Source organism: Variovorax sp. GW821-FHT10C12 (assembly GCF_059415405.1).
In genome coordinates, this window is sequence record NZ_JBWKNE010000001.1 from 2,028,182 (window position 1) to 2,047,958 (window position 19,777).

The 19,777-nt window shown below is 68.5% G+C and carries 23 protein-coding genes; 10 read left to right on the plus strand and 13 right to left on the minus strand.

Annotated features, from left to right (window positions below; genetic code table 11):
- The first annotated feature begins 29 nt into the window (after positions 1-29).
- Positions 30-671 carry a DUF1294 domain-containing protein gene (locus AC07OH_RS09740; protein WP_495300464.1) on the plus strand — a complete coding sequence of 214 codons (642 nt, stop codon included), beginning with the start codon at positions 30-32 and terminating at the stop codon, positions 669-671.
- Positions 672-690: 19 nt separating this feature from the next.
- On the opposite strand, the gene AC07OH_RS09745 is transcribed toward AC07OH_RS09740, so the two are convergent.
- Positions 691-3,078 carry a YgiQ family radical SAM protein gene (locus tag AC07OH_RS09745; RefSeq protein ID WP_062481079.1) on the minus strand — a complete coding sequence of 796 codons (2,388 nt, stop codon included), beginning with the start codon at positions 3,076-3,078 and terminating at the stop codon, positions 691-693.
- Between the two features lie 156 nt (positions 3,079-3,234).
- Here AC07OH_RS09745 and AC07OH_RS09750 point away from each other — a divergent pair, with 156 nt between their 5' ends.
- Complete coding sequence (locus tag AC07OH_RS09750; protein WP_495300465.1) at positions 3,235-4,176, plus strand: bifunctional helix-turn-helix transcriptional regulator/GNAT family N-acetyltransferase; 942 nt, start codon at positions 3,235-3,237, stop codon at positions 4,174-4,176.
- A gap of 105 nt (positions 4,177-4,281) precedes the next feature.
- On the opposite strand, the gene AC07OH_RS09755 is transcribed toward AC07OH_RS09750, so the two are convergent.
- The 4 genes from AC07OH_RS09755 to AC07OH_RS09770 all read right to left on the minus strand — a co-directional run bounded on the left by AC07OH_RS09755 (position 4,282) and on the right by AC07OH_RS09770 (position 7,735).
- A complete protein-coding gene (locus AC07OH_RS09755) occupies positions 4,282-5,064 on the minus strand; it encodes a 3-hydroxybutyrate dehydrogenase (RefSeq protein WP_495300466.1) in 783 nt (260 codons plus the stop codon).
- 57 nt (positions 5,065-5,121) lie between these two features.
- Positions 5,122-5,871: an acetoacetate decarboxylase gene (locus AC07OH_RS09760; RefSeq protein ID WP_495300467.1), complete on the minus strand. Its 750-nt coding sequence runs from the start codon at positions 5,869-5,871 to the stop codon at positions 5,122-5,124.
- Between the two features lie 102 nt (positions 5,872-5,973).
- Positions 5,974-7,212: a patatin-like phospholipase family protein gene (locus AC07OH_RS09765; protein ID WP_495300468.1), complete on the minus strand. Its 1,239-nt coding sequence runs from the start codon at positions 7,210-7,212 to the stop codon at positions 5,974-5,976.
- 73 nt (positions 7,213-7,285) lie between these two features.
- Positions 7,286-7,735, minus strand: coding sequence for a CHRD domain-containing protein (locus AC07OH_RS09770; RefSeq protein ID WP_495300469.1), 450 nt, complete (start codon positions 7,733-7,735; stop codon positions 7,286-7,288).
- Positions 7,736-7,839: 104 nt separating this feature from the next.
- On the opposite strand from AC07OH_RS09770, the gene AC07OH_RS09775 reads away from it, so the two are divergent.
- Positions 7,840-8,394, plus strand: a complete 555-nt coding sequence (locus tag AC07OH_RS09775) for a DUF924 family protein (RefSeq protein ID WP_495300470.1) — start codon at positions 7,840-7,842, stop codon at positions 8,392-8,394.
- On the opposite strand, the gene AC07OH_RS09780 is transcribed toward AC07OH_RS09775, so the two are convergent.
- Entirely contained in the window at positions 8,391-9,320 is a 930-nt protein-coding gene (locus tag AC07OH_RS09780; protein ID WP_495300471.1) for a YihY/virulence factor BrkB family protein, read from the minus strand. The two genes, AC07OH_RS09775 and AC07OH_RS09780, sit on opposite strands and share 4 nt — an antisense overlap.
- 46 nt (positions 9,321-9,366) lie before the next feature.
- On the opposite strand from AC07OH_RS09780, the gene AC07OH_RS09785 reads away from it, so the two are divergent.
- The 3 genes from AC07OH_RS09785 (at position 9,367) to AC07OH_RS09795 (ending at position 11,629) form a co-directional block, all read left to right on the plus strand.
- Positions 9,367-9,957 carry a chromate transporter gene (locus AC07OH_RS09785; protein ID WP_495300472.1) on the plus strand — a complete coding sequence of 197 codons (591 nt, stop codon included), beginning with the start codon at positions 9,367-9,369 and terminating at the stop codon, positions 9,955-9,957.
- 61 nt (positions 9,958-10,018) lie between these two features.
- A complete protein-coding gene (locus AC07OH_RS09790; RefSeq protein WP_495300473.1) occupies positions 10,019-10,621 on the plus strand; it encodes a chromate transporter in 603 nt (200 codons plus the stop codon).
- Between the two features lie 45 nt (positions 10,622-10,666).
- Entirely contained in the window at positions 10,667-11,629 is a 963-nt protein-coding gene (locus AC07OH_RS09795) for an aldo/keto reductase (protein ID WP_495300474.1), read from the plus strand.
- 3 nt (positions 11,630-11,632) lie between these two features.
- Here the strand turns inward: AC07OH_RS09795 and AC07OH_RS09800 are convergent, their stop codons facing one another.
- On the minus strand, positions 11,633-12,154 hold the full coding sequence (locus tag AC07OH_RS09800) for a GNAT family N-acetyltransferase (RefSeq protein WP_495300475.1): 522 nt from the start codon (positions 12,152-12,154) through the stop codon (positions 11,633-11,635).
- A gap of 42 nt (positions 12,155-12,196) precedes the next feature.
- Here AC07OH_RS09800 and AC07OH_RS09805 point away from each other — a divergent pair, with 42 nt between their 5' ends.
- From AC07OH_RS09805 to AC07OH_RS09815, 3 genes are all read left to right on the plus strand, one after another.
- Positions 12,197-12,796: a helix-turn-helix domain-containing protein gene (locus tag AC07OH_RS09805; protein ID WP_095745637.1), complete on the plus strand. Its 600-nt coding sequence runs from the start codon at positions 12,197-12,199 to the stop codon at positions 12,794-12,796.
- A 101-nt stretch (positions 12,797-12,897) separates the two neighbouring features.
- The gene (locus tag AC07OH_RS09810; protein WP_143605928.1) at positions 12,898-13,068 is read left to right on the plus strand and encodes a SoxR reducing system RseC family protein; all 171 of its coding nucleotides are present in this window, start codon (positions 12,898-12,900) and stop codon (positions 13,066-13,068) included.
- Positions 13,069-13,183: 115 nt separating this feature from the next.
- Positions 13,184-14,389, plus strand: coding sequence for an NAD(P)/FAD-dependent oxidoreductase (locus AC07OH_RS09815; RefSeq protein ID WP_495300476.1), 1,206 nt, complete (start codon positions 13,184-13,186; stop codon positions 14,387-14,389).
- A gap of 7 nt (positions 14,390-14,396) precedes the next feature.
- On the opposite strand, the gene rlmB is transcribed toward AC07OH_RS09815, so the two are convergent.
- Genes rlmB through AC07OH_RS09835 form a run of 4 tightly spaced genes read right to left on the minus strand, consistent with a single transcriptional unit; the run spans position 14,397 to position 17,472 of the window.
- Positions 14,397-15,143 (minus strand): 23S rRNA (guanosine(2251)-2'-O)-methyltransferase RlmB, encoded by a 747-nt coding sequence (gene rlmB / locus AC07OH_RS09820; protein ID WP_070060993.1) that lies wholly within the window; start codon positions 15,141-15,143, stop codon positions 14,397-14,399.
- A gap of 33 nt (positions 15,144-15,176) precedes the next feature.
- The gene (locus AC07OH_RS09825) at positions 15,177-16,166 is read right to left on the minus strand and encodes a hypothetical protein (protein WP_159276532.1); all 990 of its coding nucleotides are present in this window, start codon (positions 16,164-16,166) and stop codon (positions 15,177-15,179) included.
- A 4-nt stretch (positions 16,167-16,170) separates the two neighbouring features.
- Complete coding sequence (locus AC07OH_RS09830; RefSeq protein ID WP_489058377.1) at positions 16,171-16,689, minus strand: ribosomal protein L7/L12; 519 nt, start codon at positions 16,687-16,689, stop codon at positions 16,171-16,173.
- A gap of 60 nt (positions 16,690-16,749) precedes the next feature.
- Positions 16,750-17,472 carry an ABC transporter ATP-binding protein gene (locus tag AC07OH_RS09835; protein ID WP_095947226.1) on the minus strand — a complete coding sequence of 241 codons (723 nt, stop codon included), beginning with the start codon at positions 17,470-17,472 and terminating at the stop codon, positions 16,750-16,752.
- A gap of 36 nt (positions 17,473-17,508) precedes the next feature.
- Here AC07OH_RS09835 and AC07OH_RS09840 point away from each other — a divergent pair, with 36 nt between their 5' ends.
- A complete protein-coding gene (locus AC07OH_RS09840) occupies positions 17,509-18,135 on the plus strand; it encodes an arylesterase (protein ID WP_495300477.1) in 627 nt (208 codons plus the stop codon).
- Between the two features lie 87 nt (positions 18,136-18,222).
- Here the strand turns inward: AC07OH_RS09840 and AC07OH_RS09845 are convergent, their stop codons facing one another.
- Both AC07OH_RS09845 and AC07OH_RS09850 read right to left on the minus strand, forming a co-directional pair.
- Positions 18,223-18,426 (minus strand): hypothetical protein, encoded by a 204-nt coding sequence (locus AC07OH_RS09845; RefSeq protein WP_055796387.1) that lies wholly within the window; start codon positions 18,424-18,426, stop codon positions 18,223-18,225.
- 104 nt (positions 18,427-18,530) lie between these two features.
- A complete protein-coding gene (locus AC07OH_RS09850; protein WP_492743810.1) occupies positions 18,531-19,724 on the minus strand; it encodes a PLP-dependent transferase in 1,194 nt (397 codons plus the stop codon).
- Positions 19,725-19,777 lie beyond the last annotated feature (53 nt).

The window sequence follows — 19,777 nt, forward strand, 5'->3', positions numbered from 1 at the left end:
ATGTGCCCTGCCCTTTCTCACTGTATGCCATGAAGCGCCAAGGTCGACTCGTTCGTTGGGAGGCCGAGCGCGGCTTCGGTTTCATCCGCAGCCCGGAGGTGTCGGCCGATGTGTTCGTGCACCTGCGCGACTTTCGCGATCGCCAGCTGAAGCCGCAGGTCGGCATGGCGTTGCACTTCGACGAAATTCATGTCGGCGGCAAGGGGCCGCGTGCGGTGGCCGTGGAAGCGGCTGCGGCCTCGGCGGGTGCCGTACCCCGCGCAGCATCACGCGCGCAGCCGCGCCGGCCCTCGGGTCGCAGCACGGCCGGCACGCCGTGGGGTGCGTGGCTGATCGGGGTCTACGCGCTGGGCCTGGGCGCCGCCGTCTGGCTCGGTCGCCTGTCGCTGTTCGCGCTGGCGGTCGTCGCAGGGCTGAGCCTGCTCACCTTCGGGGCCTACGCCTTCGACAAGCGCGCGGCGCAGGCCGGGCGCTGGCGCACGCAGGAAAGCACACTGCACCTGCTCGCACTCGCGGGCGGCTGGCCGGGCGCGTGGTGCGCGCAGCGGCTGCTGCGGCACAAGTCGAGCAAGGCGAGTTTCCTGTGGAGGTTCTACGTCACGGTCGCGCTGCATTGCGCGGCGGTGCTGGCGTGGGTGTTCTGGCTGTCGAAGCACGCGGCCTTCGGCTGACCGCGCCTTCGACCAGGCCTCAACGCACCTTGCGTGAAGGCTTGTTGAGCGGCTTGCCGCCGCTGCCGTTGTCGCGCGGCGGCAGGCCCGTGTGCTGCGTGAGGATGCGGCCCTTGGAGGGCTTCACCGGCGCCAGCCGGACCGGCGCTGCGGCCTTGGCGGCCACCGGTGCGGAGGTCGAGTTCTTGCGGCGCGCGCTCGTGTAGCCGCCATCGGTCAGCGGCTGCCACGTCGGGATCAGGTGGTGCTTGCCGTTGCCGATGAGGTCGGCGCGGCCCATGCTCTTGAGCGCCTCGCGCAGCAGCGGCCAGTTGTTGGCGTCGTGGTAGCGCAGGAAGGCCTTGTGCAGGCGGCGGCGCTTGTCGCCACGCACGATGTCCACCGTCTCGCTCTCGCGCGTGATCTTGCGCAGCGGGTTCTTGTTGGTGTGGTACATCGTCGTCGCCGTGGCCATCGGGCTCGGGTAGAACGTTTGCACCTGGTCGGCGCGGAAGCCGTTCTTCTTGAGCCAGATCGCGAGGTTCATCATGTCCTCGTCGCTGGTGCCCGGGTGCGCGGCGATGAAGTACGGGATGAGGTACTGCTTCTTGCCCGCCTCGGCCGAGTACTTCTCGAACATCTGCTTGAACTTGTCGTAGCTGCCGATGCCGGGCTTCATCATCTTCGTGAGCGGGCCCTGCTCGGTGTGCTCGGGCGCGATCTTCAGGTAACCGCCGACGTGGTGCTGCACCAGCTCCTTCACGTACTCGGGCGACTGCACGGCCAGGTCGTAGCGCAGGCCGGAACCGATGAGGATCTTCTTGATGCCCTTGAGCGCCCGCGCGCGGCGGTAGATCTTGATGAGCGGGTCGTGGTTGGTGCCCAGGTTCGGGCAGATGCCCGGGTACACGCAGCTGGGCTTGCGGCAGGCCGCCTCGATCGCGGGGCTCTTGCAGCCCAGGCGGTACATGTTGGCCGTGGGGCCGCCCAGGTCGGAGATGGTGCCGGTGAAGCCGCTGACCGAATCACGGATGGCCTCGACCTCCTTGATGATCGAGTCTTCCGAGCGGCTCTGGATGATGCGGCCCTCGTGCTCGGTGATCGAGCAGAAGGTGCAGCCGCCGAAGCAGCCGCGCATGATGTTCACGCTGAAGCGGATCATTTCCCACGCGGGGATCTTGGTCGCGCCGTCGTGGCTGCCGTTCTCGTCGGCGTAGCGCGGATGCGGGCTGCGCGCATACGGCAGGTCGAACACGTGGTCCATCTCGGCCGTGGTGAGCGGAATGGGCGGCGGGTTGATCCACACGTCGCGCGCCGTGGCGCCCTCGCCGTGCGCCTGCACGAGCGCGCGGGCGTTGCCGGGGTTGGTTTCGAGGTGCAGCACGCGGTTGGCGTGGGCGTAGAGCACCGGGTCGCTGCGCACCTGTTCGTACGAAGGCAGGCGGATCACCGAGCGGTCGCGCGGCGGCACGGCGATCTTGCCGCGGCCTTGCAGCGCCGGGTTGGGCACGAAGTTCAGCGGCTTGATGGCGGGGTTGACGACCGAACCGGCGGCAGAGCCCGCGGCTTCGGCGGCCTTGGCGACGGCCTGCGCCTCGTCTTCCTTCGCGCAGGTGGCGCCGTTGGCCTTGGCCTGGTCGGACACCATCAGGTACGGGTTGACGTGCGCCTCGACGCGGCCGGGTTCGTCGACGCTGGTGGAGTTGATCTCGAACCAGGCCTCGGGCGTTTCGCGGCGCACATAGGCGGTGCCGCGCACGTCGGTGATCTGCTGCACCGGCTCCTTGGCGGCCAGGCGGTGCGCGATCTCGACGATGGCGCGCTCGGCGTTGCCGTACAGCAGCAGGTCGCACTTGGCGTCGACCACGATGGAGCGGCGCACCTTGTCCGACCAGTAGTCGTAGTGCGCGATGCGACGCAGGCTGCCTTCGATGCCGCCCAGGATGATCGGCACATCGTTCCAGGCTTCCTTGCAGCGCTGCGAATACACGATGGCCGCACGGTCGGGGCGCGAGCCCCCGACGTCGCCGGGGGTGTAGGCATCGTCGCTGCGGATCTTCCGGTCGGCCGTGTAGCGGTTGATCATCGAATCCATGTTGCCGGCCGTGACGCCGAAGAACAGGTTCGGCTTACCCAGCACCTTGAAGGGCTCGGCGCTTTGCCAGTCGGGCTGCGCGATGATGCCGACGCGAAAGCCCTGCGCCTCGAGCATGCGGCCGATGACCGACATGCCGAAGCTGGGATGGTCGACGTAGGCGTCGCCCGTGACCACGATGATGTCGCAGCTGTCCCAGCCGAGCGCGTCCATCTCCTTGCGCGAGGTCGGCAGGAACTTGGCCGTGCCGAAACGGGCCGCCCAGTACTTGCGGTAGCTGGTCAGCGGCTTGGCGGCACGCGCAAAAAAGGAGACGTCGACGGGGGCGTTCATCGGTGGGAGCGGACAGCGCCGGGGCGCCGCCTGTGTGGGCAACCCTCGATTTTAGGGTTTTCCAGCATTTCTGTCGCCCTGAAGATCCCTTGCCCCGGGATGCGAGGGCTCTTATTTGATTGCCAAAGTCAATCAATTTGAATGACAATGGCAACCATGCCCACGCCAACGCCCTCCGTCGACCCGTCCGCCGTCAAGGCCATCCGCCGGTTCAACCGCTTCTACACCCGCCGCATCGGCGCCCTCGACCCCTACCTGGGCAGCGACCTGTCGCTGACCGACGTGCGCGTGCTCTACGAGCTGGCGCACCGCGAAACCCCCGTGGCCAGCGAGATCGGGCGCGACCTGGGCTTCGACGCGGGCTACCTCAGCCGCATCCTGCGCCGCTTCGAAACCCACGGCTGGCTCACGCGCGAGCCGCACCCGCGCGACGCCCGCCAGAGCGTGCTGCGCCTGACCGAAGCCGGCCATGCCGCGTTTGCGCCGCTGCAACAGAAATCGCGCGACGAAGCCGCTGCCCTGCTCGCCGCGCTGCCGCCGGCGCAGCAGAACCAGCTGGTGCAGGCCATGGCCACGGTGCAGGCGCTGCTCGAACCGGCCGCATCGCCGGCCCGGCCCCAGGCCGCCGTGCTGCGCGACCCGGCGCCGGGCGACATCGGCTGGGTGGTGCAGCAGCACGGCGAGCTGTACGCGCGCGAATACGGCTGGGACCACCGCTTCGAAGCGCTCGTGGCAGGCATCGCGAGCGAGTTCCTGCTCAAGTTCCAGCCCGAGTGGGAGCGTTGCTGGATCGCCGAACTCAACGGCGAGCGCGTCGGCGCGATCTTCGTGGTGCGCAAATCGGCCTCTGTGGCGCAGCTGCGCATGCTGATCCTCACGCCGGCCGCGCGCGGGCTGGGCCTGGGCGGGCGCCTCGTGGACGAGTGCATCGCCTTCGCGCGCCGCAAGGGCTACAAGAAGATGACGCTGTGGACCAACAGCTGCCTCACGGCCGCGCGCAGCATCTATGCCAAGCGCGGCTTCCAGCTCACGCACTCGGAGCCGCACGAAGGCTACGGCCAGCCCCAGGTGGGCGAGACGTGGGAGCTGAAGCTCTGATGCAAGGAACACCACGGAACCGGCTTTGCCGGGCCGTCGGTGTTGCCCCCGGTAGGGGGTTGGCGAAGCGACACGAAGTGCGCGCAGCCTGGGGGCGAGCAACAGTTACTGCATGTACCAGCCGTGGCTCACGACGAGCGATTGGCCGGTCAACGCGTTGGTCGGGAAGGCCGCGAACAGCAGCGCCACGCGCGCCACGTCGTCCGTGGTGGTGAACTCGCCATCCACCGTCTCCTTGAGCATCACGTTCTTGATGACCTGCTCTTCGGTGATGCCCAGCGTCTTCGCCTGCTCGGGAATCTGCTTCTCAACCAGTGGCGTGCGAACGAAGCCCGGGCAGATCACGTTGGCGCGCACGCCGTGCTTGGCGCCTTCCTTGGCGACCGTCTTCGCAAGACCGATGAGCCCGTGCTTGGCCGTCACGTAAGGCGCCTTCAGCAGCGACGCCTCTTTGGAGTGCACCGAGCCCATGTAGATCACGCTGCCGCCGCGGCCTTGCGCGTACATGTGCTTCAGGCAGGCCTTGGTGGTGAGGAACGCCCCGTCCAGGTGAATGGCGAGCATCTTCTTCCAGTCGGCGAAGCTGAACTCTTCGACCGGATGCACGATCTGGATGCCGGCGTTGCTGATGAGGATGTCGATGCCGCCGAAGGCCTTGGCGCCCTCCTCCACCGAGGCATTGACCTGGTCTTCGTTCGTCACGTCGACCGCCACGCCGATGGCCTGCGCGCCCGTGGCCTTCAGTTCGGCGGCGGTGGCGTCGGCCGCTTCCTTGTTGAGGTCGGCAATGATGATCTTCGCGCCTTCCTGCGCGAACAGGATGGCGATTTCCTTGCCGATGCCGCTGGCCGAGCCGGTGATGTAGGCGACCTTGTCCTTGAGTTGCATGGTGAAGTCCTTGAGAGGTTGGGGTTGGAAAGTGACAGCAAAAAACGTGCGGGGACGTCAGGCGAGATAGTCGTGTTCGACCGTGCCCAGCGCGAGCGTCATGTCGGCGATGTAGTGCACCGCCGATTCGACCTTCAGCACCGGCAAGTCGGCGACCGGCGCGAGCGCATGCGGATGCAGTTCGAGCGAGGCCGGCGCGGTCCACGCGCCATGCAGCGTGACATCGACCATGTGATAGCGCACCAACTCGCAGATGCGTGCCGTGCCGTCGACGTGCGGAATGATCTTGAGCAGGAAGTTCGGCTGCGCAATGCCCGCAAGGATCGGCGCGGGGTCGAGCGCGCGGTGCTTGAAGCCCATCGTGGCCTTGGCCACGCGCACCTTGCCGTAGTCGAGCGTGCCGACGATCACATCGGTCTCGTAGTCGAGCGACGGCGAGGCCAGCTTCTTGGGAAAGCCCCACAGCTCGCGGCCGCCGGCAATGGGCGGGTGGTCGTTCAGGTACATCGCATGCACGTAGGCACCCTTCTCCACGCCCTTGGCGGTGCGCAGCTGCACCGGGATGACCTGCCCCGACTCGGTGTAGTCGCCGAAGCCGGTGGAGTCGGGCATGCGGATGAATTCGTACTTGACCAGCGGCTCGGTCACTTCGAGCGGCTCGGGCACCACGGCGCGCAGGGCGTCCATGTCGGTGCGGTAGGTGACGATGAGAAATTCGCGACGCGTGAAACGGTAGGGCCCGGGCGGAAACGCCGGACTGGTCAACGGCATGGCGAAAGCCGTTCGTCGCACATCTTCAATGTTCATGAAAACATTTCCTCCTGTTGAAGTGACGACCCAGTCTGGCGCTGGTTTCTTAGCCCAAGCTGAATGGCCGCCGCTCGTGGCAAGCGGCGACCGCTGCGACGCTCAGCGCGACAGCCCCGGCCGCTTGATGCGCCCGGTGCCCGGCTCGCCGAGGTCGAAGGTCGTCACGCCGTTCACCGTGGCATCGGCGCGCAGCGTCTCGGGGTGCGCGAGCGTCTTGCGCATGTCGCGCACGCCCGACTCCCAGTGCTCTTCGACCGCGGCGCGCGAGAACTCGTAGTCCTTCGACTCGAGTTCGTACGACTTGTCGCGGTAGATCAGGTGAAAGATGTCGATCGGCTCGTGCGTGAGCTGCGCCTGCACCTCGACCACGCTCGGGTCGCTGCGCAGGCCGGGCGGCAGCTTGGCGATGAGGTCGGCAATGGCCTGCTGCAGGTTCATGTTGGCCGCGAGCGCATCGGTGTTCATGCGCGTGCGGCTCGAATAGGTGATGTCCTTCTGGCGCTCCATCACGCCCGACAGCGTGTGCGGCATCTCACCGCGCGCGTTGAACAGGTCGACCTGCAGCACCACCAGCGCCTCGGCGCGCGGATGCGTGTCGAGCACGTACTGCAGCGGCGTGTTCGACACGATGCCGCCGTCCCAGTAGTCGTCGCCGTCGATGTGCACCGGCGCAAAGCCGGGCGGCAGCGCGCCGCTGGCCATGATGTGCTCGGGGCCGATGCGCTGGCGCGTGTTGTCGAAGTACACCGAGTTGCCGGTGCGCACGTTGACCGCGCCCACGCTGAAGCGTGCCTCGCAAGCGTTGATGCGGTCGAAGTCGATGAGCCGCTCCAGCGTGGCCTTCAGCGGCGAGGTGTCGTAGTAGCTCAGGAGCGGCGCCGCACCGCCCATCAGCAAGGCCGGCGAATAGCGCGGCTCGAAGAAGCCCGGAATGCCGACCAGAGAGGCCATGGTGGCGCGCCACTGGTTCTGCGTGGCGCGGTCGCCCAGCCACGACGGCAGGCGCTGCGCCGGCCCCGAAGACACCAGGTGCCAGAACTCGCGCAGCCGGTCGACCCGCTGCGCGGGCGCGTTGCCGGCGATGAGCGCGGCGTTGATGGCGCCGATCGACACGCCCGCGATCCAGTGCGGCTGCAACTCGGTCTCGCTGAGCGCGGCGTACACGCCCGCCTGGTAGGCCCCGAGCGCACCGCCGCCCTGCAGCACCAGCGCCTTGCGGGCGGCACGCATGTCTTCGCGGCGGGCGATGAACGGATGGGGCGGTGCAGTGGAAGAAGCGGGAGAAGAAGAGGAAGCAGCGGTGGCGGCGCGAGGCTTTTTCTTGGGTGTCGTCGTCATGCGTTCATTGGACACCAGCCTTGCGACAGCCACCTGACCTGGGGCCTTTTCGCTGCTTCAGCCCGGACGAATCTCACATCTTCGGCAGCATCTGCCCGCGGATCTCGCCGCCCGGGTTGGCGGCCGTGTGGATGTTGGCGTACCACTTGCCGGCCACGAGATCGGCCGCTTGCGCCGGCGTGAGCGTGGCCTGCCCTTCGATCGGGCTGGCCGCACTCGCGAAGGGCAGCACCACGCCGGCATTTGCGCCTGCAGCGGCAGGCCCGTGGAAGTGGGCTGCCGTGGCCGGGCCGCTCAGGCCGTTGTAGGTGATCTTGTACTTGAGCACGTTGGTGTCGCGGTTGAGCCAGGCCTCGGCCATGCCGCTGCCGCGCGTCATGTTGGGCGGCACCTCGCTGGCCGCGTTCATCGCGCCGCTGAAATTCGCGACGTTCGATTTCGACATCATTCCGCAGCCGGCCAGCGCGACGGCGGCCAGGCCCGCGACGAGGGTGGTGCGCCGGAGTGTGCGAGTGTTGTTCATGGTCGGGTCTCCTGTGGATGAAAGCATTCAGCATAGGCAGACGCCGCCTGCGGCCTTGTCGGCCAGCGCCCCTTCTTCGCACGCCTGTGCAAGAGAATGCAACGATGATTTCCGACGACACCCTTCCTTCCGCACACGACGTGGTCGCCTTCTGGCGCGATGCCGGCCCCGAGCGCTGGTTCGCGAAAAGCGATGCCTTCGATGCCGCCTGCATCGACCGGCTGGCCGCCGCCCACCAGGCCGCGGCCAGTGGCCGGCTCGACCACTGGGCCGACACCGGCGAAGGCGCGTTGGCGCTGCTGGTGCTGCTCGACCAGTTCCCGCGCAACGCCTGGCGCCAGAACCCGCACATGCTCGCCACCGACGGCCTCGCGCTGGCCGTGGCGCGCCGCGCCGTCGAGGCCGGCTTCGACCAGCAGGCTGACGCTCTGATGCAGCGCTTCTTCTACCTGCCCTTCATGCACTCGGAGGTGCTGGCCGAGCAGGAGCGTTCGGTCGAACTCAACGCCACGCAGGACGCCAGCACGCAGCACTTTGCCGTGCTGCACCGCGACATCGTGGCGCGCTTCGGGCGCTTTCCGCACCGCAACCGGATGCTCGGTCGCACGTCCACGCCGGAAGAGCAGAAGTTTCTCGACGAGGGCGGCTTCGCCGGCTAAGCAGCGTCGACGTGCGCGGGCAGCGGCACGTCGCGCGTCGGCGACGCCTGCCCTGCCGGCTCGCCGATGGCGTCCTTCATCGAGCCGTAGGTGCGCGCATAGACCCAGGTGAACTCGGCGCCCAGCAGGAAGATCTGCGCCGAGTAGTACACCCACACCAGCACCACCACCAGCGAGCCGGCCGCGCCGTAGCCCGAGGCCACGCTGCTCTTGCCGATGTACAGGCCGATGAGGTGCTTGCCCACGGTGAACAGCAGCGCCGTCACCGCCGCGCCCACCCACACGTCGCGCCACTGCACCTTGGCGCGCGGCATGATCTTGTAGATCATCGCGAAGATCACCGTGACCATCGCGAAGCTGAAGACGAAGTTCACCACCTGCGCCAGCGTGGCCCAGGCACCGAACACCGGCGACCACCATTTGCCGAGCGCAGCCAGCGCCGCGCTCGCCACCAGCGACACCATGAGCAGGAAGCCGATGCCCATGATCATGCTGAACGACAGCAGGCGCACGCGCAGCATGTTGAAGACGCCCTTGTTGCGGGTGCGCGCGGGGGCACGCCAGATGCGGTCGAGCGCGTCCTGCAGCTCGCCGAAGACGGTGGTCGCACCCACGATCAGCAGCGCGATGCCGACCACCGTGGCCACGATGCCCTCGGTCGGCTTGTTGACCGCCTGCAGCATGCCCTGCACCGCCGCCGCACCCTGCTCGCCCATGAGGCCCGAGAGCTGCGCGAAGATTTCGCCGCGCGCGGCCTCCTGCCCGAAGACGAGGCCGGCCACCGCGATCACGATCAGCAGCAGCGGCGCGATCGAGAACACCGTGTAGTAGGCCAGCGCCGCGCCCATGCTCGGGGCGTAGTCGTTGGACCAGGAAGCGAAGGCGCGCCGGCAGAGATCGAAGAGTGCGCGAAGTTGCATGAGCATGGCGTCGGGTCCCGGTGAAGCAGTGCGCCTACGATAATCGTTCCACATGCATCCGTCCGCCCCCGCCGCGGCATCGCCGCCCGACCACCCCCAGCCCGCGTCGCCACGCGACCTTTTTGTTTCATTCACCTGGCTCGCGCTGCAGGGCTTCGGCGGCGTCCTCGCCATCGTCCAGCGCGAGATGGTCGAGAAGAAGAAATGGCTCACGCCCGACCAGTTCCTCGAGGACTGGGCCGTGGCGCAGGTGATGCCGGGGCCGAACGTGATCAACCTCGCGCTGATGATCGGCGACCGCTACTTCGGCCTGCGCGGTGCCGTGGCCGCTGTGGCCGGCATGCTCACCGTGCCGCTGTTCGTGATCCTCGCGCTGGCCGTGCTCTACGCTCACTACGCCGCCAACCCGCAGGTGGCGGCAGCGCTGCGCGGCATGGGCGCGGTGTCGGGCGGGCTCATCGCCGCCACGGGCATCAAGCTGATCCCGCAGCTGCGCAAGCACCCGCTGGGCTTTGCGACCTGCCTCGCGTTCGTGGCGCTGGTGTTCGCGGCCATCGCGCTGCTGAAGATTCCGCTGGGGTGGGTGCTGCTCGCGGTGGGCGGCGTGGCCTGCGTGTGGACCTGGCGAAAGATTGCGCCATGAGCGCCGCGCCGGGCCGCCCCAAGCAAGCTTGCACCGCAGTGCGCAGCACGGAGGTGCGTTCATGATCACCATCGTCATGCAATGGCACGACTGGCTGGCCCTCTTCGGCCAGTACCTGCTGCTGTCGCTGCTGTCGATCAGCGGCGCGATCACCACGGTGCCCGACATGCACCGCTACCTCGTGGTGCAGCACGGCTGGCTCACCGAGGCGCAGTTCACCTCCTCGGTCGCCATCGCCCAGGCCGCGCCGGGGCCCAACGTGCTGTTCGTCGCGCTGATGGGCTGGAATGTCGGGCTCAACGCGGGCGGCGGCATCGGCGCCGGGCCCATGGCCTGGCTGCTCGGCTTCTTCGGCCTGATGGTCACCATGGTCGGCATCATGCTGCCGAGCACCACCCTCACCTACGTCGCCACGCGCTGGGGCCACCGCAACCGAACGCGCCGCGAAGTGCGCGCCTTCAAGCAGGGCATGGCGCCGGTGGTGGTCGGGCTGCTCATCGCCACCGGCTGGGTGCTGGCCGGCGGCAACCAGTCGAGCGGCGTGCCGGCCTGGCACCTGTGGCTGCTCAGCGGCGTGGCCGCGCTGGTGGTCTGGCGCACGCGCATCCACCTGCTGTGGCTGCTGGGCTGCGGCGCGGCGCTGGGCGCGGTAGGCTTCGTTTGAGCCGTTTTCCTTTCTGCATACTTTTTCTTTCAGGAGCCCTCTGCCATGTCGCAACTTCGTCCGCTCGGCCGTTCCACCCTCCGGGTGTCTCCCCTCGCCTTCGGCGGCAACGTGTTCGGCTGGACCGCCGACGAGGCGACCTCGTTCAAGCTGCTCGACGCCTGGCTCGACGCCGGCTTCAACTTCGTCGACACGGCCGACGTCTACTCGGCCTGGGTGCCGGGCCATGTGGGCGGCGAGTCGGAGACGATCATCGGCAAGTGGCTCAAGCACAGCGGCAAGCGCAACCGCCTGGTGCTGGCCACCAAGGTCGGCAAGCCGATGGGCGAAGGCAAGGTGGGCCTGTCGCCCACCTACATCCGCGAGGCCGTCGAGGCGTCGCTCAAGCGCCTGCAGACCGACTACATCGACCTGTACCAGTCGCACGACGACGATGCCAACACGCCGCTCGAAGACACGCTGGGCACCTTCGACGCGCTCATCAAGGAGGGCAAGGTGCGCGCCATCGGCGCCTCGAACTACACGGCGCCGCGGCTGGCCGAGGCGCTCGACGTGTCGGAGCGCCTGGGCATCGCGCGCTACGAGAGCCTGCAGCCGCTGTACAACCTGTACGACCGCGCGGTGTTCGAAGAGGCCCTGGAGCCGCTGTGCCTCAAGCGCGAAGTGGGCGTGATCAACTTCTATGCGCTGGCGGCGGGCTTTCTCACCGGCAAGTACCGCACCGAGGCCGATGTGGCCAAAAGCGCACGCGGCACCACCACGAAGAAGTACCTGAACCCGCGCGGCCTGCGCATCCTCGGTGCGCTGGACAAGGTGGCCCAGCAGTACAACGCCAAGCCCGGCCAGGTCGCCATTGCCTGGCAGATCGCACGGCCCGGCGTGACCGCGCCGATCGCCAGCGCGACCTCGCTGGCGCAGCTCGAAGAACTGGTGGTGGCCACGCAGCTCAAGCTGGACGCGGGCACCATCGACATGCTCGACCGGGCCAGCGCCGAAACGCCGGCCTGAATCTCAACCGTCGACGGGGTTCAGCGGCGTCGCCAGGATGCGCTGGTAGAACGCCACGTCGAGCCATCGGCCGAACTTGAAGCCGGCCTGCCGCACAGTGCCTGAATGCGTGAAGCCCAGGCGCTCGTGCAGCGCGATGCTGCCGGCGTTCGAGGCGTCGATGGCGCCGACCATCACATGCACTTCGCGCGCGATCGCATCGGCCACGATCGCCTCCATCAGCGTGCGGCCCAGGCCCTCGCCGCGGTGCGCGGCATCGACGTACACCGAGTGCTCGACCGTGTACTTGTAGGCCGGAAAGGCACGGAAGGTGCCGTAGCTTGCGAAGCCCAGCAGCTTGCCGTTGTCGTCCACCGCACCGATCACGGGAAAGCCGCCGGCGCGCTTGGCGGCGAACCACGTCACCATGTTCTCGGGGGTGCGCGGCTTGTAGTCGTACAGCGCGGTGGAATTGACGATGGCCTCGTTCAGGATCGCCAGGATGGCGCCTGAATGGGCTTCTTCGGTGCAGGCGATGAGACGCATGGTGTTTCTCTGTCGTTCAATATAAGAGAATAATAATCTCATATGGGAAACACCTCACCTTCCACCCCCTCGCCGGCGCCGGCCGACGGCCACATCGACGCGCTCATCGCCACCCGGCTGCTGGCGCTGCGCCAGGCGCAGGGGCTCAGCCTCGCGGACCTGGCCGGGTTGTCGGGCGTGAGCAAGGCGATGATCTCCAAGGTCGAGCGCGCGCAGAGCAGCCCCACCGCCGTGCTGCTGGGCAAGCTGGCCGCCGGCCTCGGGGTTTCGCTGGCGCAGCTTCTCACCGAGGACAAGGCGCAGCCGCAACGCCTGCGCAAACGGGCCGCGCAGGAGGTCTGGCGCGACCCCGAGGCAGGCTACCTGCGCCGCCAGGTCGCCGAGCGCGGCGCGGGCAGCGGCGTGGAACTGGTCGAGGTCGAGCTGCCGCGCGCCGCGCAGGTCGGCTACCCGCGATGGAGTGGCACGCCGTATCGGCAGAGCCTGTGGATGCTCGAGGGCGCACTGCAGGTCGACTACGGCGACGAGCGCTTCGAGCTCGCCCCCGGCGACTGCCTGGACTTCGGCGTCGACCGGCCGCTGGTCTTCAAGGCGCTGGGGCCCACCGCCTGCCGCTACCTGCTGGTCGCCGTCCCTGATTGATTGCGGTAGGCAAGCTCCCACACGCAGAGACGACTCAGGCCGGTCCGGGCAACAGGGTGCGTCGGGATACTGCAAGGCATCTCAGCTACCGGAGCCGCACGATGTCCTTTGCGCTTTACATGATCGGCTTTCTGATCTTCCTGGCCGGGGTCGCCTGGGGCGCCTCGGTGGCCGGCGTGCCCACGCTCTACATCGGCATCGGTGCGCTGATCCTGCTGGGCATCGGCATCTTCAGCGCGGTGGGTCGCACGCGCAGCAAAGACCCGTCCTGAACGGGCCTGACGCCTTCACAAAGCAGTTCACACAGGCTTCACGCCCGGCGCACATGGCGTCGCTAACTTCGCAGGCGCACCACAGCCCGTGGTGCGCATTGCAAGTCAGCCTCCCATGCACGCCTCTTCTTCCTGTCTCTTTTCTCCCCACGCGCCATCCTCGTCGGCCGCGCCCTGCCCCGCACTGGCCTTCGTGAGCGACCCGGGTACGGCCTGCACCCAGGTCGACCTGCTCGTCATCGGCGCGAGCTTTGCCGGGCTGGCCTGCGCGCGCGCCGCCGCCAAGGCCGGCCTGCGCGTGATGGTGCTCGAGAAGAAGGCCGCCGCCGGCGCCAAGCTGCACACCACCGGGATCATCGTCAAGGACGCGGTCGACAGCGTGCCGTGGCTGGCCGAAGTGCCGCCCGCGCTGGTGCGCCGCATCGAAGGCGTGCGGCTGTACGCGCCCGACATGCATCACGTCGACCTGCACGCGCCCGGCTACTGGTTCTGGGCCACCGACGCGCCCGCGCTGCTCGACTGGATGGTGGAGTCCACCCGGGCGTGCGGCGTCGACGTGCGACTGGGCACGCTGTTCGAGCAAGCGCTGTGGGCGAACGGGCGCTGGGAGGTGCCAGTGGCGCAGGGCCCGTGCATCCGCGCGACCTACCTCGTGGGCGCCGACGGTCCGCATTCGCGCGTCGCCAAGGCGCTGGGGTTGTCGCGCAACACGCGCTTTCTCTACGGCGTGGAGCACGAGTACCAGGGCGCGCGCATGGCGCCCGACCTGCTGCATTGCTTCATCGACAAACAACTCGCGCCGGGCTACATCGGCTGGGCGCTCGACGGCGTCGGCGTGAGCCAGATCGGCCTGGCGCGCCGCATGAGGCGCCACGACACGGGCGCACTGCGCCTGGACCCGCTGCTGCGCAAGATCGCCTCCGTGGTGTCGCCCGGCGACGCGCCGCCGGTCGCCGTGCGCGCCGGGATGATCCCCTGCGGCGGCGTGCTGCCGGTGGTGGCCCGCGAACGGGCGCTGCTGGTGGGCGATGCGGCGGGCATGGTGTCGCCCGTGACGGCCGGCGGCATCCACACGGCGCTGCAGCACGGCGAGCGCGCCGGCGAGGCCGTGGCGCGCTTCGTGCGCGGCGAGGCGGACGACCCCGCGACGTGGTTCGTGCGCGGCTACCCGCGCTTCCTGATGAAGCGCACGCTGCGCTGGGCCTTCGACCACTTCCAGAGCGACTGGATGTTCAACCGCCTGCTCGGCACGGCGCCGATGCGGCGTGCGGCGGAGCTGGTGTACTTCCACCGCAAGGGCAGCGGGCCCGTGGCCCGCTAGCCCCCGCTCAACCGCCGCGCTGGCGCATCGCCTCGTAGAGGCACACGCCGCTGGCCACCGAGACGTTCAGGCTCTCGACCGCGCCGGCCATGGGAATGCTCACCAGCTCGTCGCAGGTCTTGCGCGTGAGCTGGCGCATGCCCTCGCCCTCGGCGCCCAGCACCAGCGCCAGCGGGCGCTTGAAGTCGCTCTGGTAGATGGTGCCCGGCGCGTCGTCGCTGGTGCCCACGCACCAGATGCTGCGTTCCTTGAGCTCGTTGAGCGTGCGCGCCAGGTTGGTCACCATGAAGTACGGCACCGTCTCGGCCGCGCCGCTCGCCACCTTGGCGACGGTGGCGTTGATGCCGGCCGCATGGTCCTTGGGCGCGATCACCGCGTGCGCGCCGGCGCCGTCGGCCACGCGCAGGCAGGCGCCGAGGTTGTGCGGGTCGGTCACGCCGTCGAGCACCAGCAGCAGGGGCACGGTGCCGGCCTCCTCGAGGCCTTCGAGCAGCTCGTCGAGCGAGCGGACCTGGGCCACGGGCTCGACCCGCGCGACCACGCCCTGGTGGCCGTGGCTGCCGCTGAGCTTGGACAGCCGCAGGCCGTCGGCCTCGACCAGCCGCACGCCGGCTTCTTGCGCACGCGCAATGAACTGTTTCATGCGCGCATCGCGCCGGCTGGCGTCGAACATCACTTCGAGCACCGATTTCGGCGCGGTCTTGATGCGCACGCCCACGGCATGGAAGCCGAAGATCACTTTGGGGGAAGACATGTGCCGATTATCGAGGGCGCGGCGCCCTCGCCCTCAGGCCAGCGGCAAACCGCTGTTCGCGCGGGTGCGTTCGTCGTGCAGTTCCTGCACCACCAGGGCGTTCATGTGCACCTTCAGCGTGTTGCCCACGCTGCCCAGGTACTGGCAGGCGGCATACCCCTCGGCCGCCTTTTCGTAGCGCGCCACCCAGGCGTCGCGCGCGGGCAACCGGTCGGGCGACACAGGCCAGACGCCCGGGCGCGGGCGCAGGTGTTCGCCGATGCCCACGCGCCATGGCTTGGCGCTCAGGCGGGCGCGAAAGCAGTTCTGGTTGCGGCACATGCGCGCGTAGACCTTGTCCGCGCCCAGCGTCTGGAACACGTCGGTCACGGCGGCGTCGGACGGTGCGAAGACATCGTGCATGGCCAGCACACGCAGCCCGGCCGGCGTGCGGTACAGGCGCAGGTGCCAGTCGGGATGCTGGTGAATGAAGCGCTCGACACGCGCCCGTGCGCCCGCCAGCGGGTCGCTCTTGTCCTCGACCACGGGCAGGCCCTCCTTGTGGGCGCGCCAGAAGCCGAAGGCCGCCACCAGCATGAAGGCGGCCACGCCGGCCATCGCCGAGCGCGTGGCGTAGCCCGCGACCATCGCACCGATGAACGCCGCGCCGATCACCGTCAGCCCGCGTGCGCTGCCGCGCGCGCCCTGGTTCTCGAAGTCGACGTCGACGAACAGCACGTCGGGCGTGTTCAGGCAGCGCGCGCCGTAGCCGTTGCGGGTGACGACGCTGTCGCCCTGGCGTTCGACGATCTCCTCGCGGATCGGCACGCCATTGGCGCCGTTGTAGGCCAGCTTGCGTTCGCGGCGCTCCAGCTTTTCACCGTCGACCACGATGCGGTCATAGGCCTCGCGCGTGCGCTGGTCGGCATGGGCCTGCGCGGCCAGCGGGCTGTCGTCGGACCAGCCGAAGCGGCGCACCGTGACCTGCCGGCCGGCCACGCGCTCCTGGATGCGGCCTTCGGCCCAGAACTGGGGAACGATCACGAGGTCAGGCGCCCTTGAAATACGACCACGCCGCCGCCGCGATCAGCAGCACGACGATCACGGGCAGCCACTTGAAGCCGCCGCCCGACACCCGGCCCGGCTCGGCCATCGGATTCACCGCCGCGCTCGACGGCAGGTGCCCGAAGTCGCCGGCGGCCGGGTTCTGGTGCGCCTCGACCAGCTGCTTGGCCTCGGCCAGGCCCAGACCGGTGGCTTCGCGCGTGAGGCGCACGGCCTCGACCTTCTGGCCCCGCGCCAGGGCCGCGAGCGCAGCGGCCGGCACCGCGGCGGGGCCGTTGCCCTGCATGCCGCCCGTCTCGCCCCCTGCGTCGCCCCGGCCCCAGTCGCCTTCCTGCCAGTCGGCCGGCGCTCCCGCGGCGACCGCACCGCTGTTGGCATAGCGCTCGACGGCCTCCTTGGACGACTTGAGGTCCATGCCGGTGCGATCGCGCACGATCTTGATGGCTTCGATCAGGTTGCCGCGCTCGAGGGCGGCAATGGCTTCGGGGGGAAGCTGGGTCATGAACTCTCCTCTGTGTTCAGGGGAGCGCCGCGGGAGCCGGGCGCTGTCTTTTTTGCTGGCTCAGGCGGCCTGAGCGACGGTCGATTCTGGCGTTTTTTCGTTGAGCGCCACGCGCCCGGCCTCGATGGTGATGCGCCGCTCGCACTGCGAGGCGATGCCGCGGTCGTGCGTGACCAGCACCAGCGTTGTTCCGAGCTCGCGGTTCAGGTCGAACATGAGTTTCATGACCTGCTCGCCGGTGGCGAAGTCGAGGCTGCCGGTGGGCTCGTCGGCCAGCAGCAGGGCCGGCTGCACCACGAAGGCCCGCGCCAGCGCCACGCGCTGCTGCTCGCCGCCCGACAGCACCTTGGGGTAGTGGCCCAGGCGCTGGCCCAAGCCGACGCGGCCCAGCATCTCGGTGGCGGCCTTGCGCGCGTCCTTGCGGTTGGCCAGCTCCAGCGGCAGCATGACGTTCTCGAGCGCGCTCAGGTTGCCCAGGAGCTGGAAGCTCTGGAACACGAAGCCCACGCGCTGGGCGCGCAGCGCGGCGCGCTCGTCCTCGTCGATGGCGAAGATGTCGTCGCCCGCCAGCTTCACGGTGCCGCGCGTGGGCGTGTCCAGCCCGGCAATGATCGACAGCAAGGTGCTCTTGCCGGAGCCCGAGGCGCCGACGATGGCGGCGGTTTCCCGCGCGCCCAAGGTGAAATGGATGTCCTGCAGAATGTCCAGCGTGCCGGCCGAGTCGGTGACGGACTTGAAGACATGCTCGACGGCGACAATGGCATCAGACGGGGGTTGGGACATGAAAGGCTTTTCGTTTTGAATCGACGTGACTTTATCTTGACCACCGCCGCGCTCGGCAGCGCGGGGGCATGGACGGCTGCGGCAGCCCAGGCACCGGCCGGCAAGCCGGTGATCCTGGTGCTCGGTGATTCACTGAGCGCAGAGTACGGCCTCAAGCGCGGCGAAGGCTGGGTACCCTTGCTGGAAAAAAGGCTTGCGCAGCAGAAGATCGCGGCCTCGGTGGTCAACGCCAGCATCAGCGGCGACACCAGCTCCGGCGGGCGCGCCCGCTTCCCCGCCCTGCTGACACAGCACAAGCCCAGCCACGTGGTGCTGGAGCTGGGCGCCAACGACGCCCTGCGCGGCCTGCCGCTGTCCAACACCGAAGACAACCTGCTGCAGATCACCAAGGCCGCGCAGGCCGCGGGCGCGCGGGTGCTGATCGTCGGCATCCAGGTGCCGCCGAACTACGGCGGCGACTACACGCGGCGCTTCGAGGCGGTGTTCGCGAAGGTGGCGGGCACGACGAAGTCGGCGCTGGTGCCGTTCCTGCTCAAGGGCGTGGCCGATGCGCCCGACGCCATGACGCTGTTCCAGTCCGACCGCATCCACCCGACCGCCGCGGCGCAGCCGCAGATCCTGGACAACGTCTGGCCGGAGCTGCGCAAGCTGCTGCCCAAATAACGCGCCCTCGCGCGACCAAAGAAAAAGCCGCAGCAGGCCTTCGCCTGCTGCGGCTTTTCTATGTCCGGGGGTGCAAGAAACGGGCAATCACCCGTTCTTGGTCGGCAACTCAGGCACCGTGGGAGGATCGCGTTCGAGCGAGGCCACGTCGGTTTCCGGATCTCCGGGAGCCAGCCCGTCGCTGCTCGGGCTGAGCTTGCGGTTCGCCTTCTCCCGAAGCTTTTCTTCCTTCTTCTTCTTCTTGGCCAGCTCTTTCTGGCGCTTCTCGTAGCCGTAATTGGGTGTTGCCACTGCTTTTCCTTCAGGCGAGGCAGTCAGGGTGACTGCGATTCGGCCTACTGTAAGCGATAACGGTGCACTCCCAGCCCGGCGGCGGCCCGGGCCTGGCGCTTTGCTTACATCTGCAGCAATGCCTGTTGCAGGTCGGCACGCAGGTCGTCCACGTCTTCCAGGCCGACCGAGAAACGCACCAGCGTGCCCTTGTAGGGCCAGCGGGCCACGCTGGCGTCGCGCATCAGGCCGATGTCGTAGGGCACGACGAGGCTGATCGGGCCTCCCCACGAATAGCCGAGGCGGAAGAGCTTCAGGCTGTCGCAGAAGCGATCGACCTGCTCGGTGCTGAAGCGCTCGTCGAACACCACCGAGAACAGGCCCGCGGCCAGGTCGGTGGCACCGCACAGCGCGCGCCAGTTGGCGTGGCCCGGCGAATCCTCGAGCGCGGGGTGCAGCACCTGCGCAATCTCTTCGCAGCCGTTGAGCCAGCCGGCCAGCTCGCGCGCGGCGCGGTCATGTGCGCCATAGCGCAGCGCCATGCTCGGCAGCGAACGCAGCAGCGTTTCGACGTCGCCCACGCCGATGCCGAAACCCGTGCGCATGTGGGTGAGCTTGAGCGCGCGGTGCAAGCGCTCGTCGCGCGTAACGACGCTGCCCATGAGCACGTCGCCACCGCCGCTCGGGTACTTGGTGAGCGCGTGCACCGACACGTCTACGCCTTGCCCCGTGCCGTTGAAATCGAAAGGCGCGAAGGCCAGGCCGGCGCCCCAGGTGTTGTCCAGCGCCGTCATCACGCCGCGCTCGCGGCAGATTTCGGCCAACGCCGGCAGGTTGGGGAATTCCATCGTCACCGAGCCGGCCGCTTCGAGCCACACCAGCCGCGTGCGGTGCGAGAGTTTGGCTTCGAGGTCGGACGGATTCATCGCGTCGTACAGGCGGTGCGTGATGCCGAAGTTGGCGAGCTCGCCCGTGGCCAGCGCCTTGGTGGGGCCGTAGGCGTTGTCGGGAATCAGCACCTCGTCACCGGTCTTGAGGAACGCGAACGAGACCAGCGAGATCGCGGCCAGACCGCTCGGCACGAGCAGGCATTCGGTGCCGCCTTCGAGCGTGGCCAGGCGTTCTTCGAGCGTGAAGGTGGTGGGCGTGCCGTGCAGGCCGTAGGTGTAGCCGGCCTTGGTCTTCCAGTCGCGCGCGCGCATGGCGGCAACGTCGGCGAAGAACACGGTCGAGGCCTTGAACACGCCGGGCTGCGGCGCAGCGAAGGTGGCCGGCGGCGTGTAGGGATGGTGGATCAGGGTCGTGGAAGGCTTGCTCATGTGCCGATGCTAGCGCCCCGCGAGGAACCCTCGACGGCCGTGACATTCTCCGT

Coding starts and splice junctions, on each gene's coding strand:
- AC07OH_RS09835 (WP_095947226.1), bottom strand. CDS start 17,472: ATGTCCCAACCCCCGTCTGATGCCATTGTCGCCGTCGAGCATGTCTTC.
- AC07OH_RS09785 (WP_495300472.1), top strand. CDS start 9,367: ATGCATCCGTCCGCCCCCGCCGCGGCATCGCCGCCCGACCACCCCCAG.
- AC07OH_RS09790 (WP_495300473.1), top strand. CDS start 10,019: ATGATCACCATCGTCATGCAATGGCACGACTGGCTGGCCCTCTTCGGC.
- AC07OH_RS09815 (WP_495300476.1), top strand. CDS start 13,184: ATGCACGCCTCTTCTTCCTGTCTCTTTTCTCCCCACGCGCCATCCTCG.
- AC07OH_RS09810 (WP_143605928.1), top strand. CDS start 12,898: ATGTCCTTTGCGCTTTACATGATCGGCTTTCTGATCTTCCTGGCCGGG.
- AC07OH_RS09775 (WP_495300470.1), top strand. CDS start 7,840: ATGATTTCCGACGACACCCTTCCTTCCGCACACGACGTGGTCGCCTTC.
- AC07OH_RS09765 (WP_495300468.1), bottom strand. CDS start 7,212: ATGACGACGACACCCAAGAAAAAGCCTCGCGCCGCCACCGCTGCTTCC.
- AC07OH_RS09780 (WP_495300471.1), bottom strand. CDS start 9,320: ATGCTCATGCAACTTCGCGCACTCTTCGATCTCTGCCGGCGCGCCTTC.
- AC07OH_RS09770 (WP_495300469.1), bottom strand. CDS start 7,735: ATGAACAACACTCGCACACTCCGGCGCACCACCCTCGTCGCGGGCCTG.
- AC07OH_RS09800 (WP_495300475.1), bottom strand. CDS start 12,154: ATGCGTCTCATCGCCTGCACCGAAGAAGCCCATTCAGGCGCCATCCTG.
- AC07OH_RS09830 (WP_489058377.1), bottom strand. CDS start 16,689: ATGACCCAGCTTCCCCCCGAAGCCATTGCCGCCCTCGAGCGCGGCAAC.
- AC07OH_RS09745 (WP_062481079.1), bottom strand. CDS start 3,078: ATGAACGCCCCCGTCGACGTCTCCTTTTTTGCGCGTGCCGCCAAGCCG.
- AC07OH_RS09750 (WP_495300465.1), top strand. CDS start 3,235: ATGCCCACGCCAACGCCCTCCGTCGACCCGTCCGCCGTCAAGGCCATC.
- AC07OH_RS09795 (WP_495300474.1), top strand. CDS start 10,667: ATGTCGCAACTTCGTCCGCTCGGCCGTTCCACCCTCCGGGTGTCTCCC.
- AC07OH_RS09805 (WP_095745637.1), top strand. CDS start 12,197: ATGGGAAACACCTCACCTTCCACCCCCTCGCCGGCGCCGGCCGACGGC.
- rlmB (WP_070060993.1), bottom strand. CDS start 15,143: ATGTCTTCCCCCAAAGTGATCTTCGGCTTCCATGCCGTGGGCGTGCGC.
- AC07OH_RS09760 (WP_495300467.1), bottom strand. CDS start 5,871: ATGAACATTGAAGATGTGCGACGAACGGCTTTCGCCATGCCGTTGACC.
- AC07OH_RS09755 (WP_495300466.1), bottom strand. CDS start 5,064: ATGCAACTCAAGGACAAGGTCGCCTACATCACCGGCTCGGCCAGCGGC.
- AC07OH_RS09850 (WP_492743810.1), bottom strand. CDS start 19,724: ATGAGCAAGCCTTCCACGACCCTGATCCACCATCCCTACACGCCGCCG.
- AC07OH_RS09740 (WP_495300464.1), top strand. CDS start 30: ATGAAGCGCCAAGGTCGACTCGTTCGTTGGGAGGCCGAGCGCGGCTTC.